Annotated in this window: 20 protein-coding genes and 1 pseudogene; 1 reads left to right on the forward strand and 20 read right to left on the reverse strand. The window is 42.7% G+C overall.

The window, feature by feature from the left end; genetic code table 11:
- Nucleotides 1-144 precede the first annotated feature (144 nt).
- From OM416_RS15010 to OM416_RS15075, 15 genes and pseudogenes are all read right to left on the reverse strand, one after another.
- The gene (locus OM416_RS15010) at nt 145-693 is read right to left on the reverse strand and encodes a hypothetical protein (RefSeq protein WP_264930515.1); all 549 of its coding nucleotides are present in this window, start codon (nt 691-693) and stop codon (nt 145-147) included.
- Complete coding sequence (locus OM416_RS31920) at nt 665-898, reverse strand: DUF6557 family protein (RefSeq protein WP_413775794.1); 234 nt, start codon at nt 896-898, stop codon at nt 665-667. Before OM416_RS31920 ends, OM416_RS15010 begins: the two co-directional genes overlap by 29 nt.
- A gap of 122 nt (nt 899-1,020) precedes the next feature.
- Nucleotides 1,021-1,350 carry a hypothetical protein gene (locus OM416_RS15015; RefSeq protein WP_264930517.1) on the reverse strand — a complete coding sequence of 110 codons (330 nt, stop codon included), beginning with the start codon at nt 1,348-1,350 and terminating at the stop codon, nt 1,021-1,023.
- Nucleotides 1,351-1,613: 263 nt separating this feature from the next.
- The gene (locus tag OM416_RS15020) at nt 1,614-1,922 is read right to left on the reverse strand and encodes a hypothetical protein (RefSeq protein ID WP_264930519.1); all 309 of its coding nucleotides are present in this window, start codon (nt 1,920-1,922) and stop codon (nt 1,614-1,616) included.
- A gap of 83 nt (nt 1,923-2,005) precedes the next feature.
- The gene (locus tag OM416_RS15025; RefSeq protein WP_264930521.1) at nt 2,006-2,416 is read right to left on the reverse strand and encodes a hypothetical protein; all 411 of its coding nucleotides are present in this window, start codon (nt 2,414-2,416) and stop codon (nt 2,006-2,008) included.
- Nucleotides 2,417-2,462: 46 nt separating this feature from the next.
- Nucleotides 2,463-2,834, reverse strand: a complete 372-nt coding sequence (locus OM416_RS15030) for a retropepsin-like aspartic protease (protein WP_264930523.1) — start codon at nt 2,832-2,834, stop codon at nt 2,463-2,465.
- Complete coding sequence (locus OM416_RS15035) at nt 2,824-3,081, reverse strand: hypothetical protein (RefSeq protein WP_062833241.1); 258 nt, start codon at nt 3,079-3,081, stop codon at nt 2,824-2,826. Before OM416_RS15035 ends, OM416_RS15030 begins: the two co-directional genes overlap by 11 nt.
- 228 nt (nt 3,082-3,309) lie before the next feature.
- On the reverse strand, nt 3,310-5,031 hold the full coding sequence (locus tag OM416_RS15040) for a helix-turn-helix domain-containing protein (protein ID WP_264930528.1): 1,722 nt from the start codon (nt 5,029-5,031) through the stop codon (nt 3,310-3,312).
- A 45-nt stretch (nt 5,032-5,076) separates the two neighbouring features.
- Entirely contained in the window at nt 5,077-5,853 is a 777-nt protein-coding gene (locus OM416_RS15045; RefSeq protein ID WP_264930530.1) for an IucA/IucC family C-terminal-domain containing protein, read from the reverse strand.
- Between the two features lies 1 nt (nt 5,854).
- Entirely contained in the window at nt 5,855-6,895 is a 1,041-nt protein-coding gene (locus OM416_RS15050; RefSeq protein WP_264930532.1) for an ABC transporter substrate-binding protein, read from the reverse strand.
- A 137-nt stretch (nt 6,896-7,032) separates the two neighbouring features.
- Nucleotides 7,033-7,311 carry a hypothetical protein gene (locus OM416_RS15055; protein WP_264930534.1) on the reverse strand — a complete coding sequence of 93 codons (279 nt, stop codon included), beginning with the start codon at nt 7,309-7,311 and terminating at the stop codon, nt 7,033-7,035.
- A gap of 458 nt (nt 7,312-7,769) precedes the next feature.
- Entirely contained in the window at nt 7,770-8,366 is a 597-nt protein-coding gene (locus tag OM416_RS15060; protein ID WP_264930536.1) for a chloramphenicol phosphotransferase CPT family protein, read from the reverse strand.
- Between the two features lie 92 nt (nt 8,367-8,458).
- Nucleotides 8,459-9,187: a hypothetical protein gene (locus OM416_RS15065; protein ID WP_264930539.1), complete on the reverse strand. Its 729-nt coding sequence runs from the start codon at nt 9,185-9,187 to the stop codon at nt 8,459-8,461.
- Between the two features lie 34 nt (nt 9,188-9,221).
- Entirely contained in the window at nt 9,222-9,572 is a 351-nt protein-coding gene (locus OM416_RS15070) for a hypothetical protein (RefSeq protein WP_264930541.1), read from the reverse strand.
- 84 nt (nt 9,573-9,656) lie between these two features.
- Nucleotides 9,657-9,994 (reverse strand): annotated as a pseudogene (locus tag OM416_RS15075) (histidine phosphatase family protein).
- A gap of 122 nt (nt 9,995-10,116) precedes the next feature.
- Between OM416_RS15075 and OM416_RS15080 the strand changes: the two are divergent.
- The gene (locus tag OM416_RS15080) at nt 10,117-10,722 is read left to right on the forward strand and encodes a hypothetical protein (RefSeq protein WP_264930543.1); all 606 of its coding nucleotides are present in this window, start codon (nt 10,117-10,119) and stop codon (nt 10,720-10,722) included.
- 70 nt (nt 10,723-10,792) lie between these two features.
- Here the strand turns inward: OM416_RS15080 and OM416_RS15085 are convergent, their stop codons facing one another.
- The 5 genes from OM416_RS15085 to OM416_RS15105 all read right to left on the reverse strand — a co-directional run bounded on the left by OM416_RS15085 (nt 10,793) and on the right by OM416_RS15105 (nt 15,550).
- Nucleotides 10,793-11,272, reverse strand: coding sequence for a hypothetical protein (locus OM416_RS15085; protein WP_264930545.1), 480 nt, complete (start codon nt 11,270-11,272; stop codon nt 10,793-10,795).
- A 158-nt stretch (nt 11,273-11,430) separates the two neighbouring features.
- The gene (locus OM416_RS15090; protein WP_264930547.1) at nt 11,431-12,075 is read right to left on the reverse strand and encodes a DUF3885 domain-containing protein; all 645 of its coding nucleotides are present in this window, start codon (nt 12,073-12,075) and stop codon (nt 11,431-11,433) included.
- 47 nt (nt 12,076-12,122) lie between these two features.
- Nucleotides 12,123-12,638 carry a DUF6933 domain-containing protein gene (locus tag OM416_RS15095; protein ID WP_264930549.1) on the reverse strand — a complete coding sequence of 172 codons (516 nt, stop codon included), beginning with the start codon at nt 12,636-12,638 and terminating at the stop codon, nt 12,123-12,125.
- 187 nt (nt 12,639-12,825) lie between these two features.
- On the reverse strand, nt 12,826-14,148 hold the full coding sequence (locus OM416_RS15100) for an LLM class flavin-dependent oxidoreductase (RefSeq protein ID WP_264930552.1): 1,323 nt from the start codon (nt 14,146-14,148) through the stop codon (nt 12,826-12,828).
- A gap of 64 nt (nt 14,149-14,212) precedes the next feature.
- Nucleotides 14,213-15,550, reverse strand: coding sequence for an LLM class flavin-dependent oxidoreductase (locus OM416_RS15105; protein WP_264930555.1), 1,338 nt, complete (start codon nt 15,548-15,550; stop codon nt 14,213-14,215).

The raw sequence follows: 15,550 nt of genomic DNA on the forward strand, positions 1-15,550 counted from the left end.
CCGCAAGGAAATATCGAGATTAATTTAAATAATTGAAAAACATCTTCCTAATGACGACTCAAGGTACGAGAGGTAAAAAGATCTCCTAATTTTTCTGCACCTTCGGCTGAGTTAAGCTATTCCGTTATGATATTAATAACGTTCCTAGGCTGACGACTCAGCATAGCTGTTTCGAATCTTTTCTTTCTTCTCCTCGATGATACTCATTAATTTCATAGCTTCTTTTTCTTTTATTTCCCCATTGATCAGGTCGTTTTCGATCTCTTCCCTCATATCTTCTAACAAGTTCCTTGTTTGATACAGTCTTAATCCAGTCCATTCCGAAATAAAATAATCATCTTCAACCTGGCCGTCTATACCGAAAATTATTCTGTAATAGCCTATATGATTTGCTCGATATTCAATTCTGACCTTCACTTCAATATATTCAAGCTCTTTATTACTTGGGTCCAGGTATTCCAGACTCTTGATATGGAGTGATATATCCTCTATCCAAATTTTCAAATACTTTTGGTCGTAATCCCAAAACAACTCTGTAAACTCCTCAGGATCTTCAACTCTATAGGTTTCTAAGTTATGCCAAAAAGCCTCTATTGCCCGGTTTCTTGCATTGTGCTTATCCGACCAATCCCTTAAATCTTGTATATTCATAAAATCACTCATTTCATGGATGTATAGTTTTCTGGAATTCATATAACGTTCCTTTGTTGAGTATTACTTGCTGAGATGATTTTTCGTTTTCCAAGTTATCGGTCTTGCTCTTGATTTGTTCTTCAGTAAAACCAAGCCAATTCATTTCATATAAACAAAGCGCTACAATTTGTTCACTCGAAAAATTATCAATTACTTTATGATCTACATAAAAATACAGTGTGATGTTTCTGACTTTTCTGGCAATTGTTCTGCATCCGTTACTCTCCCCGGTGAATCTGCTCCTTAGAAATGCATTTTCAACCGAATATGTTGAATTTAATGTTAGATGAAGCCAATCTTTCCTTCAAGTTACTTTCAAAGTCAATATTATTCTTGCTTCCATTGATGTGATTCGTGTAGTTTACCAGTTTCACAAAAATACTTTAGCACTTCCAGCATGGGTATTAATTCTATACAAATGTTATCGCAATAATTTCCCAACTGACCACCAATTACTAGAGAAATTTCACTATTTCCCCGCTTATCGTTCATAAGCGTATATATATGTTCATCCATTGTAATAGACACTACAAAATATTCCGGTCCGCCTCCAACTAATGCTGAACCTGTGTCTGATACCTCAAAAAAAACTAATGTAAATTTATCTCCATCGAGTTTTCTCAAAAAACGTAAACTGTCTGCCCATGTAGGATTCATAACTATCTCTTCATTAAATGTGGTCCCATTCCGCTCATCAATGCTAATAGAGTTTATCATTTTTTCTTTTTATCATTTTTAGATCATTTTATTGGTTTAGATCCTCCAACTTAAATGCTTCACTATAGATTTTACGCAGCTCAGTTGAGTTGTCATGCCACTTAATGAGCTTACCATTCATGATCTGCACCAACACATCCAGACACCTATGCCATCCTGCGGCGGTATTCACTGCCCATGAATCTTAGATCCTCCTTCTTTCATCACACATATCCATCTTCAGGTTCACCAACATCAAAACCCAACACTTTTGTCGCTTCCAACTTAAATGTTTCTATCCAAGACATCCATACATCGCTATTCATCTGTGCATAAAATGATAATCCACTAGGCTCAACGGATGCTTCAATGAAAACATCATCCTCTTCAGTTCCAAACCAATATGGAATTCCACTTTTATAACCAATCCACCCTGGCATCCGCTCATATACTTTAGAAACTTTAGCCCACACCTCATCAGGCAGGTCATATCTTATATTTAGATTGCAATTATGAGAGTTTATGTTGTTCATTACACTCTCTCCTTCTACCTTAGACGTGTATCAAAATTTTTGCTCTATTTTTATGTAAAGTACCATACTTCTCCACTACTTGATCAAAGATGTATCTCTTGGTCTTTATATACTTTTTTAGTTATCATTTTTGTATATTTTAATCTCGTGATTTCAATCTGGTCATTTGGCTGCATCATATTCAGAATAGGGCTATCTTTGATTAAAACTTTGCTATTACCTCGTCCCAACCCTTTAACTATAATGATATTTTTATCCTTCTTCACATCTACAATTTGTCCGATCGTTATGAACTGCTCTTGTTTCTTGAGATCAAGATAAGTTACAAGGCCCAGTATACAAAATATAATAAAGCTACATGTTGATAATGCAGTTGTCCATGCAGGAGGATGATATACAAAGTATCTGGTAGCTAATTGAATTCCAATTATAAAAACAAATAAAACGATGAGTAGGAATTGCTTTTTTAATTTCCCTTTAGCTTTTTCGTTCATAGCTTCTCCTTCTAAGTAGATTTCACCATAGCCGTTATTTCAAAATTCACTTACGTAACTTTAGTAACTTCAAGTCAATAATAAAGTTTTGTTGTTTCAGAATATCCAACCCGAGAAGACCTTTATGATCTTTAGGCAATATGCCTACATCGATCTCTATATTCTCAATATAGTTTGTGCCTATTACAATCCTATCCATGATTTTTGTGTAGAAAGGAATACTGCCTCCAATCCCGTATGCTTCAAAAATCGAATCCCCTGTTTCATAAGTCACGCCGATTTCCTCTAAAATATCAGGACTAATGATCGTATGTGAAGATCCAGTGTCTATAATAACATCGTCTATTATCAGTGTTCTTCCTCTAAATGTAACGGTAAGTGACGTTGTAATTAGCTGTCCATCATAGTTAATTTTCATTCGTATTACGTCTCACTCTCATTAATGGATCTTTACGGAGATGAATCACAAAGTCTTGATTCGAAGTATGATATACAACGTTACCAGGCTCTACTCGAAAAAACTCTTTATTCGCATCTTGTTCTGATACGGTACGAATTGGTGCAACTTCATCTACAATTTTTTTGTTATCTTCCTCATGATAATGAATGATAGAAACCAGAACAAATTGGTCAGGGAACAGTTCTCTAACCTCTTGCCATTTCATGTGTTTTACCTCCTGTTATTCGTATTGGTTCAACTTTCTATTATTTTAACATATACCCTTACTTCATATATCATTCCTGTATTCATAACACCCAACCTAGTCCAATGTATCCTCACTCAAGTATGTAACATGTACAAAGAAACCGTCTCCTTTGGTAAATGGTTGCTCTCACTTCCATTTACTACGGAACGGTTTCTTTTGTTTTTCCCTCATGAAAAAGCTACCTGCTCAAGCCAACAACGCCTGCTCGATCTGATCCACAATGCCATTGATACCTGTAGGCCCATAACAGCCGATCCATGTCGCGGCATCTACGGAGTGTATTTGCTGTCGCTCATCCGTATCAAGCATCCCCCAGACACGTTGCTCGGTTGCGGATATGCCCTCCTGCATGATCTCATTGCTAAGCAAAAAGTAGTGGCTCGCCTGCACAGCCGGTAATCTCTCAACTGAAATATGATAGGCCGTGTCGGTGGTATCTGCTACAAATAACGGGACAGGCAGACCCAGATCACGGTACAGCACAGAACCTGTGCGGTGAGAGGCAGAATGTACGCGAACGAGAGAATCTAGTGGACGAATCAGTGCCACGCTCTTACCTGCCAGTACTGGAGCAAGTTCTTCAGAAAGCAATGTGGTTCGTCGGTGATAATCCGCAAGTATTCGTTTTGCCTCTGCTCGCTTACCTGTCAGTTCCCCAAACAGGCTTAGGATGGTCTGCCAGCTCTCATTGCGCTTAAACATAAGAACAGGAGCGAACCGGCTTAACCGTTCATAGTACTGATCATGCACCTCGGTGCAAATAATTAGATCCGGCAACAGTCGTTCCACACCAAGCAGATCAGGGTACTCATACGTTCCGAGTATCTCGGTACCCTGAAGTCCTGCCCTGATATATTGCGGGAAATGGAACGTTCCACTTCCCAATCCCACACTTCCCGCTGGAGATAATCCAAGCGCAAGCAAATGATCCGCATATTGCACATCGAGTACGGCGATACGTTGCGGAGAACGGGTGACAGGATATTCACCTCGCATATGGCATATCACTGGACCTTGGTCCGACTCGTACGAAGAAGCCATGCGATTCCGCAGCAAGGATTGAGCATAGTTTGTATCTGATTCTTTAGCGGCATCAAGCCGATAACGCAGCGGAGGGACGCCATAATATTTTTTAAACGCCCTACTGAAATAATACATGTCGCGATAGCCCATCTTTTCAGCAATTTCTCCAATGGACGCATCCGTATGATGCAGCATCCGCGATGCATTTTCCATCCGTAGCTGGATGACGTATTCCATCGGTCCAAGCTGCTTCTCTTGTTTGAATCGTCGCTGTAACTGCCTAACGCTGCAACCGGCAAGAGCTGCCAGTTCCTTAAGCTCCAGATTCTGGCGATAATGCGATGATATATATGACACGACTACATCCACCATGTCGGACTCTGCTCCGCCTTGACCACGTTCATACTCCATGATCAGTTCATAGATCATCCCCTGGAGCAACGCATGGGCATGAAACCGTTCCAGTCCTTCGCCACGACGCCATTTGCCAACGATTTTTTCCGCATTCTGGATCCATTCTGCCTGAGTCACAGGGTTCTGAATAAACGAATTTTGCAGCGGATGTTTGCGATACGAGGGCATGACATGGGAGGCTCCTTCTATGGAAGAAGCCTCGTACATGATCACGATATAATAAAGTTCGTCTGATCTGGCCGTCAGCGTAAAGGATGATCCCTTCACCACATGACAGGCAAAAGAAGCTCCAATGTGGCAACCCTCGCCATCCATTGCAAGCTCCCCTTCACCTCCATATGCCAACAGCAGCACATTTGAAGTTAAATCCGTTTCGTGTAAAACGCTGCCTGTCTGCAAAGTACCGCTATACCCGTCAAGCATCTTGATCGTTGTATCACTCCATAGACTTGTCTGTTCTTGCAGCGGCATTTCTCTCATCTCCTGACAATCGCAAAGGTAAAATTCTTGCTGTTGTCATTTTAGTTGAGATTCTTTCTCATTGTCAATTTTCGGACATTTGAGACAATATTCGTCTGACATCTGGTAATAGAAACAACAGGTGATCCGCTCGCTTTTGGCGACATGCACATTGTCCTTACAATCGGTGAAGCGGGTTAACGGATTCTTCCTCTCACCAAACACTTCCCCGGATGCCACCTGCGTCAGATATGAAAAGTCCTCTTGAATGATCTTACTTTCCTGCTCAGTCTCGGCTTCATCAGGAGCGAATAGTCGGCCGATACGTACCATGATATTCTCCCAGAGAATACTCATGGAAAGAGGTGCAATCGCAGCAAGTGTCTTTAACAGAGGTGTCAGCTGTACCGCAAACATGCTCTGGACTGCCTTTTCCCGCCATACGCTCCTGTCTCCAGTCAGTTCTTCAGCCTGAAGCCCATTCACCGCTAGAAAAGGAAATCGTGTGCCGCCCTCATGATCTGAGAGCGCCGGATGATAGAGAAAGCTGTTCTCCAGCTGAAAGGTTACATGCTGATGATGAAACGTCATCGCGGTCACGAGCGGAGTCGTCCATAGATAGCCAAGCCGCTTGGCTAACATGGAGGCTGCCACTTTCATGTCAGGCGCATCGATATAGTTCTGAAACCAGCTGATATACTCTCGACATGCCTCTTCGTCATGCAACTCACTCAAAGCAATGGTACGGACACTATGTTCAGGCGGCTCACCAAGCAAAATCGAATGATCCTCTACCGTCTCTTTCCATAAGTCTGTCGAGAGATATGGGTTCATATTAGTTCGATCCGAGCAGGGCTTCCGATGCCTGATCTACAATCAGATTAATCGCAAGCGGTCCATAGTATGCAATCCAAAGTGTTGAGTTTACGTCATACGTGCGGTTATTTTTCACAGCATCAAGGGACTTCCACACGGGATTACTCACCATAGCCTCTGCCTCTGCCGCAAACAGCTCATCCGACAGCACAAAATAACGATCTGCCCCAATGTCAGGAACCTTCTCCATCGAAATTTCAACGGAGGTATCATCCTTGATATCTTTAACGAGTTCAGGCATGTTTAAGCCCAAATCATTATACAAAATGCCGCCTGTGCGGTGCTCGATGCCATGGACACGGATACCTTCTTTACGCGGACGAATCAGAGCGACTGTCTCATCTCCCATTTTCTCTGTCAGCTGTGCCTTCAGGCCAGCAACTTTTTCCTCATAGGCTGTGCGCACTTTCTCTGCCTCGTCCTGCTTGTCTGTAATTTCAGCAACCGTAGCTAACGTATCACGCCAGTCTTCGTAGAAATCGAGTACCAGGGTAGGTGCAATTTTGCTTACACTTTCATACTGTTTCTCCTGGAAGTCGGTCATGATGATCAGATCCGGGTCGAGTGCAACAATCGCTTCCAGATTAGGCTCGTCCCGTGTACCCAGTACCTGTACATCACTCGGTTGATCGCCTAAGTATTCTGGAAAATCAGTATTACCTCCAGCAATAACACTGCCTGCCGGCTTCTCGCCAACCGCTAACATCTGATCCAGAAATTTAACATCAAGCACTGCAATTTTCTGTGGTTTTTCGTTTAGAGTGATGTCACCCTTCATACCCTTGATCGTTACGGGAAAAGCTCCGTCTGTCTGTGTTTCTGCATTCGCAGGTGTCTCCGCTGGCGTTGCCGCAGATTGTTTACCGCTATCTGTACCTGTTCCGGCACCGCAAGCCGTCAGGACAAGAATAAGGGCCAACATCAAGCCCATGAATAATCGTGATTTGTGAGCAGTATAGGCTTTGTTACCAGCCGTTTGCCCCTTTGTTCCTTGTTTCATTTGTAAATCCCCCTTATGTATACTAGTGATAATGATTTTCATTATCGAAACATAAAGAGAGTATATACGATCTCCGTGTCGTGTTACCATGTACTTTTGCGACATTTCAGCCGGACTAATGCGACATCGCGAGCTGCTTATCCGCCCTTTAACCTTTCTGCAATGTACGCTTGCAATCGGTAGATGTCTGAAAGAAGCTCTTCTTCCTCCGGCGTATTTCCATACTCCCCTAGCCAGCGCGGTGTGCGGATATGCCACTCGTTAGACATGTATTGCTGTTCATCCCGGTAGGCTATCATGTGCTCCAAGAAATACGCCAAAGAGCCGAAGGATTGTTTACCAGTATCGTTGATGATGGATTGTGTTTTTTCAATGATCGCCTGTAACATGTGTTGAATACGATCTTCAGGATTCATACCGTTCTCCCCCTTGTCCACCAAAGGTTTTAAAAACAAAAAGGAAGGTCCTTCTCTACTCCATAGAGATTAGACAACCTTCCAATCTTCTTTTCAAGACATAAAACATGTATTAACACATCTAATATAGGACTCATCATTTCGAAGCTACTCTGGATATTCCCTTGATGCCTCGATCAATTTATCTTCTTCATCAAAAACGTTCAGCACTCTCTCAATGTCATGCACTTCATAGCTTCTAACAACAATCAGTTGCTGCATATGAAGACCTGGTGGGTCTATGTCCGGTCGAGACAAGTTATTTAGCAAACGTTCTGGTGTATATAAGATGCTCCACCGTCTGGAACCATCTGTGAAAACCATTGTGATCTCTATCCAATTCCATTCTTCCGGATGATCCGACCTAACCTCATCATCAAAACGCCAGCTTACCAGCCTTGGTCTTAAATTCATTTCTTTTACGATGTTTTCACCTCTCTTCTGCTTAACTTCTTAAATGCCGAGTATTCCTTTTCGGACTTCATATAACTTAATATCTTTTCCGCACATGCAGCTGAACTGAGTTCTTCCGTATTCACTTCCAGATCATATTCATCATAGGAGTATATGTAGTCGAACTGGGAATGGGCCAGTCCAATCTCGCGATCTCCCCTGCTCTGCTCTCTTCTGGTGAGTTCTTCTTTGGAGCAATGCACGCCTACAAACAATATCGGATAATCCGATAGTAAATTATAAAAATCATTAAACCACTTGTCATTGCTGATCACCGTATCCACGATGACATTCAAACCCATTTCCGAAAACAGCTTAATGGTTGCACAGTACAACGAATTGATGGGGTCGAACAGGATATCTGTCATCACATGGTGTTCCACTTCTCTTGTTGGCTTCATATCTGGATATGTATTGTCGATAAACTGATCATAATTATGCAGAAATTGATCTACAGATAGATGATGAAACGGAACGTCTCCCTGATTCTTCATTTCCATCGCAATGCTCGTCTTCCCCGAACTTGACGTTCCGTTCAAAAATATAATGAGTCCTCGTTCCATATCTATCACCCTTCTCTATAAAATTGGCATTAACTACGACTTGTAGTTCTCAATGATCGCTTGTTACATGTGTTGTACATGATCTTCTATACTCATGAGCGACTGCCGATGAATAGCTTATTTTGAGTCCAATGAAGGTTATAGCCATAACGGTATAACTCAAAGTAAGGAAACAGACAGTCTTTCACTTCTTGCAAACCTCGGTAGCGGGGCCACTGTAAGTAATAGGCTACCCAATAATCGCAAGCTATGGAATAGTAGGCTTCGCTTAATATTTCGACAGCTTCGTTGTAATCTTTGCGTGAACTGAGAAGCTCTCCAAGTGCTTCGTAAACGGACTCGTTATCTTCTTCATCCGTGCCTTGAATCGCTCTTTGCTCTAACTTGTTAATCTCCCCTGCTGCCAGCACAACGACCTCCGTCAGACATGCCAAATCTTGTAATGCTTCCTTAGCGGCGTCCGCTACTTCGTCATCCTCTGTCACCATGGAGAATAGGCTCTTCAATCCTCCGATTAACTTCTCCCCCAGATCACGCAGCGTCGCCTCAGAAGCCTCCTCATTTCCACCGTTGAAATAACCTGGCACGTATTCACCTGTAAAGTCCTCCGGATTCAGTATCTCATAGATCGGACGTATTCTGTCCAGATAACGCTGACCGTCTGGAATCGGCTCAAACACACGTTCAACCCCTGCCCCAGATGGCATAAACCACTGAAAAAATCCGTACAGATGGTCCGCTTCAACCTGCTCATCTTCCGCTGGCTTGAATTCTTCTCCGCCCATCTCTAATAAATAGCGACCATATGCTTGTGGGTCCATGATATATCTCCTCAACTTTCTCAGTCTAATTAAACTACCATTCTCTCCATTCTTCCGTAATATCTTCATGCCCTTCAATCTGTAATCCAGCTTGCCTAGCAGCCTTGTCGATAAAATCAGCCAATTCTTCACGTTCCATCGTTTCAATGAAATAATCATTGGCCTCATTCATTTCATTAAAGGCAACCACCACTTCTTCTACAGCCTTTATTATCTGCTCGGAATCTTTTTTTTCTTGTAATGCGATTAATTGGTTTATAAAGTGATCCAAAGCTTTATCAGACATGAGTAATCTCTCTTCTGTAAAAAACTCATCTCCGCCTTCAATCATTCTTTCGTTCCATAATTGGGTTGGTTTCTCATCAAATAAGTTATGTAATGTCATTGGAATCTTCCCTTCCATATTTCCATAATCAAAGATATCTATATTCTAGCTGTATCCATGAATGCGTACAAGTGTTCTTATATATCATTTCCAGAGCCTTGTCACATTCTCCAATTCCATCTCGTTGAATTCTAATTGATAGATGTCCGGTTTCTTGGTTTGGTTCATAAAATCCAATCCGTAACTCGAATCAAAGTAATTCATCATCAATGTCATAACATGTCCATGGGTGCCAACCCCTCCAAGGTTAGGACAGCTCGGGCATATGGACTTGAGATAATAGTATGTATTCCTTCGTCTTTTAACATTTCTGTTATTTTAGCTGCGTTCACCTTGCCCTCCAAGGTAAGTCCTCTGGTCCTTTCCGTTCCTTCCGTGTACGGTGACTCCGCATGCCTAACCATATACACAATGGTCTTCATAGGATTCTCCTTCAATTCTTCTGACTTATACAATTAAATTTACAATAATTTTCAGATATGTGTATAGTAGAAATACAGCAAAATTCTTGCAAAGAACTCAAATTCAATGAGAGGATGAGATCATGTCTTTTTTCAAAAATAAAATTGTACTATCCTCTGTATTGATATTCCTAGCTGTTTCCATTGGTACATTAGCATATATGAATGGTCAATCGAAACAAGGGGAGCCCATTCATAAAGTCGTCAACCTTTCGGGCAATTCCTTAACTTTTCATGAAATAGATAAGCTCGATGCGTTTGCTGAACTGATCGTCATTGGCTATGCCATAGAAGACTTTAGAGATCGAGAACATGTCATTACTGCATTTGATGATGGGACTATGCAATCCTTTCACACCAATACGAACATCAAGATTGAAAAGATATTAAAGAAACCGAACGATTTCCCTTCCGATCAGAATGAATTGACGATCATTGAAACCGTCAGCCTGGAAGGAGACGTCAAGTACACATTTAATGACTATGTAGAACTACAGAAGGGTGATAAAAGTGTGCTCTTTTTGATGAAAAACTCCTTTGGTGATTATGGATTAATCAATGATAACTTAGGCAAATTCAGCCTTGAAGGGATAAGTCAATATAGTGTACCTCAATCCTCCACTGTACAAGCGTTATCAAAATACGAAACTTTCCGTGACTCCGTTATGGAGAAGTACCATTTGAATTAAGGCTTTCATCGTACAACAATCATCCCTTTAACAGTTGTCTTAATCACCGAGAATAGCTGCCCTCATCAATCTATTGCACTTCTTTATCAAGGCTTACGTCAAATGATGAAGTTATCGAACTTTGTCTGTAATCATTGGGTATCACTTTAATCTTCACGTTTAGATGTATAGATTCAGGCAGATTCATTTGAGTAATATTCTCACTACCAATGAAGTAATAATGCTTTTCGTCCAGTTCTATCAAACCTCCACCTGTTGAGCCAGAAGTTGAAATCAAATTTCCGTCACGATAAAGCTCACAAGCAATGTTATACTCCGTCAAACTAAACCCTTTCACTTCATATCCAATCTTGATTTGATTTTCCGTATAATCAGCATTTCGTAAATTAATCGCACCACCATCCACCATTTGGGTCCGAACTGCAATATTTGCTTCGGGCATCTCTGGTTGTCTTAATAGATAGCCTACTTTTAGGTACCATATAACTCCTAGTACAACTACAGCAAGTACAATCATAACCATAATAAACTTCTTCTCTTTTTTATCCATAATCCTTACTCCTTACATCGAAAACTCTTAAATTTCTTTCCAAACCTATGTTACAAATAATACATTACCCTGCGCGTTCAACATCCGAAAACAGTCTTGGATCATTGATCATCCATGTATATAAGGAATAACGTTCCATTAAATACCTTTTTTTCTCATTATCCTAGAAATACATTGTTAATTATCTCTCGATCATAATCTAGAATCCAATCGTTATATTCTGTATAGATATCCATTAGTTCTTCCCTTGATGCTGATATAACATCGCAACCTCTATCATCATAGATATGAAATATCGTTTTCCTACTTATATTAACAAAATACACCCTATGATAAATCTTTGGCTTAATTCCAACATCATGATTACATATAGCTTTGATTAACTGATTATATTTCAAGTCCTCAACTCTACATTTAGTCCAGTACCTATACATGGTGTTTCTTGGATCTTGCATGTCATCTGGTTCACAATCCAAACCTGGAAATATCTCAAGGCTCAAGGATCTAATTGGCCCTTTCTTCTTGATATATTTTCTGTACAGGTTCAATTTTTTCACTTTATGTTTAGGCTTATCTCCCAAATAAGCTTGAGTTATTAATAGGACTTCATCTTCTTGATCATGAAGAGCCTTAAATAATTCAAGTGATCGATGATAAACTTGTTCCATGTAATGCTCCATACTCATTCCAAACATCAGAGGATTGCCAAGTTCGAATCGTATTGCAACATCCCAATTATAAAAAAAAGGCGGTTCTAAGGTCAGGTTTGGAAAATGCTCTGCCAGGTATGTCTTCATGTCCATTCTGTGGCCTCCATTACCTTCTCGGATTTCATCTGGTTAATTTAGCTCTAGCTCTCCATGTCATACCTTGCTTGTAGCTCTTTAACAAATACTTCAATGGGTTCTCTATAGTCGATGGGTTTGTAAATGGATCTATTATTCCACTTGTGCCGTATATCTTTATCTCTTAAATCTTCATTTTCAATTTCACCCTCAAGCGTGTTCATCACAAGCATGATTTCATTCATTGTACTTATAACACTACGACTATCCGTTTTGCTTATCGTCTTCTCGTTACATTTTTCCAAATAATAGTGCGCCAGGTGATCAGGAATTTCCTCAACAGCCATATAGGCCTCCAAATTCTCTTTAAAGATGCTTCCCAGTTTACTGGCCTGATTGGTTCTAATCCCATTGACCGTTAAACTCAACCTGGATAAATCATTCATAAACACATAGTGCTTTCTACCATATAACGTGAAGAAGTTTACATGCCAACTAAAGAAAGAATCCGTGTCTTCTATGGTTTCCGGTTTAACATTTAAATCTTTTAATGTTGTTTTGGTTGCTTTGAAAATAATCATGCCCTTTTCCCCCTTCGTTTGTACACCTGATTATGAATGAATAGACAATCTCTGTCGAACGCGCTCAAATGACAAAACAAAAAAGAAACCGTTCTTTGGTGAAATGGATTTACCACCCAACCATTGGATAGAGACGGTTTCTTTTTATAAACGATGTACTATGATTCAACTTTTCTTACCTAATGATTCACCCACCCTGATTCACATATCGATTAACAGGTACTGAAAGTCCCAGATTTCCCCGCAGTGTATCATGCTCGTATTCCGTACGGAACAGTCCACGCTGTTGCAACACAGGCACGACCAACTCTACAAAAGCTTCGAGTCCATCCGGTACAGTCGGCAGGATAATGAATCCGTCCACCGCCCCCTCTTCGAACCATAGCTGCATCATATCGGCAATGGTTTCAGGTGTGCCAAAAAACGGGGATCGGGGCTGTGCAACATGTAACGCAACCTCGCGCAGTGTCGATCCTTGCTCCCGTGCTTCCCGCTTAATCTGATCCGTAAAACTTCGGAAGCCATTGGAACCAAAATCGCCTAAATCCGGAAAAGGCTCATCCAAACCATATTGGGTAAAATCATGATAATCAAAGTAACGACTTAAATATTGAACCGCATCATCAACCGAGCCCAGATGGAGAACCTCATCATATTTACGCTGGGCTTCCTCTTCGGTATGCCCCACAATCGGCGCAATGCCCGGCAGAATCAGAATGTCTTCGGGCTTACGTCCGAAGGAGACCGCGCGCTGCTTCAGATCATCGTATACCGCCTTGGCTTCCTCCAGCGATTGACCGTGCACAAATACGGCATCAGCCGTTTTTGCAGCAAAATCTCGGCCCGATTCTGACGCTCCTGCCTGGAAAATGACGGGATGCCCCTGCTTCGAACGCGCAATGTTCAGCGGACCGGCCACCTCATAAAATTCGCCTTTATGATTCAGCTTGTGCAGCTTCTCCGGATCAAAGAACACACCGCTTTCCTTGTCCCGAATCAACGCATCGTCTTCCCAGGAGTCCCACAATCCCCGTGTTACCTCCACGTACTCTTCCGCCATACGATAACGGGTTTCGTGGTCGGGATGGCCACCCTTGTTGAAGTTGTCTGCTACACCTTCCGATGGCGAAGTCACCACATTCCACGCTGCACGTCCGCCGCTGAGATGATCCAGGGATGCAAACTGACGAGCCACCGTAAACGGTTCGCTATAGGATGTGGAGAGTGTTCCTGCCAAGCCAATGTTCATGGTCGATGCGGCAAGAGCAGACAGGACGGTAAGTGGCTCAAAACGATTCAAAAAATGAGGGATAGACTGCTCTGTAATATGCAAGCCATCGGCAATAAATACAAAATCAAGCTTGCCGGCCTCCGCCTGTCTAGCCTGCTGGATGTAAAAATCGATATTAATGCTTGCATCGGATGGCAGCTCGGGATGTCTCCAGCCCGAAACGCTGGAGCCGACGCCGTGCAGTGATGTTCCCAGCCTTAATTGACCCTCTCTCGACATTACGGTTCTCCTCTCAGCTAATGTAATCTCATTTTTATGTCCGTTCTATCTGGAAACGTTTTGTTCAAAGTGCTTCTGTTGCTGCCGGCTGCTTTGCATAACGATTTTCCGGCACAGGCAAACCCAGATGACCCCGCAGCGTATCGAATTCATATTCCGTGCGAAACACACCGCGCTCCTGCAAAATCGGCACGACGTCATCGACAAAAATATTAAGATCCTCCGGTGTAATCGGGTGTACGATGAAGCCGTCGGCTGCTTTTGTCTCGAACCAATGCTGCAGCGTATCCGCTACCGTCTCGGCCGAGCCGATGAACGGAGAACGTGGGGCCACCGCTTCAAGTGCAACCTGTCGCAAAGTCTGTCCATGCTCGCGGGCTCTTGCTTTGATTCGGTCGGTGCCGCTACGGAACGAGTTCTGACCTAGATCCCCCAGCTCCGGGAATGGCTCATCCAGTGCATACTGGTGAAAATCATGATGGTCGAAAAACCGGCCTAACACGTCCAGCGCTTCCTCAATCGGAGTCTGTCTCGCAGCCTCCTGATATCTCTGCTCCGCCTCTTCGTCGGTTTTCCCGATAATCGGAACAATGCCTACCATAATGGCAAGATCGTCTGCCGCGCGTCCTTCCTCCACGGTACGCCGCTTCACATCCTCATAGAATGCTCTTGCGTCCTCAATCGAGTTTTGCCCTGTAAAAACTGCATCGGCACCCTTCGCCGCAAGCTGTTTTCCAGGCTCCGACGAGCCAGCCTGAAACACTACAGGCTGTCCCTGCTTCGTACGTGCAATGTTGAGTGGCCCCGCTACCTTAAAATGCTTGCCTTCATGATTGACACGATGCAGCTTGGCAGGATCAAAAAAGACGCCCGTCTCCTTGTTTCGCACAAAGGCGTCCGTCTCCCAGGAGTCCCACAAGCCGCGCACAACGTCCAAAAACTCCTCGGCAATCTCGTAACGCTCCCCGTGGGTCGGATGCGACTCTTTGCTATAGTTCGTTGCCGAGCCTTCCAACGGCGATGTGACCAGATTCCAGCCTCCACGTCCTTTACTAATATGATCAAGAGAAGCAAACTGACGGGCCGCGTTAAAGGGTTCACTATACGAGCTGGACAATGTGCCAACCAGCCCGATCCGGGTGGTAACTGCCGCAAGCGCGGACAAAATTGTAAGTGGCTCGAAACGATTTAGAAAATGAGGGATTGATTTTTCAGTGATAAACAGCCCATCGGCGATAAACACAAGGTCGAATTTGCCTCGTTCTGCTGTTTGCGCCTGCTGTGTGTAAAACTCAAGATTAACGCTGGCATCCACCGGCACACTGGGATGACGCCAGCTGGACATCGTTCCACCAACACCCAAAATAATGCTGCCTAATTTAAGCTGTCTCGCTTTACTCAT

This window comes from Paenibacillus sp. LS1, from assembly GCF_026013365.1.
Lineage (GTDB): Bacteria > Bacillota > Bacilli > Paenibacillales > Paenibacillaceae > Paenibacillus.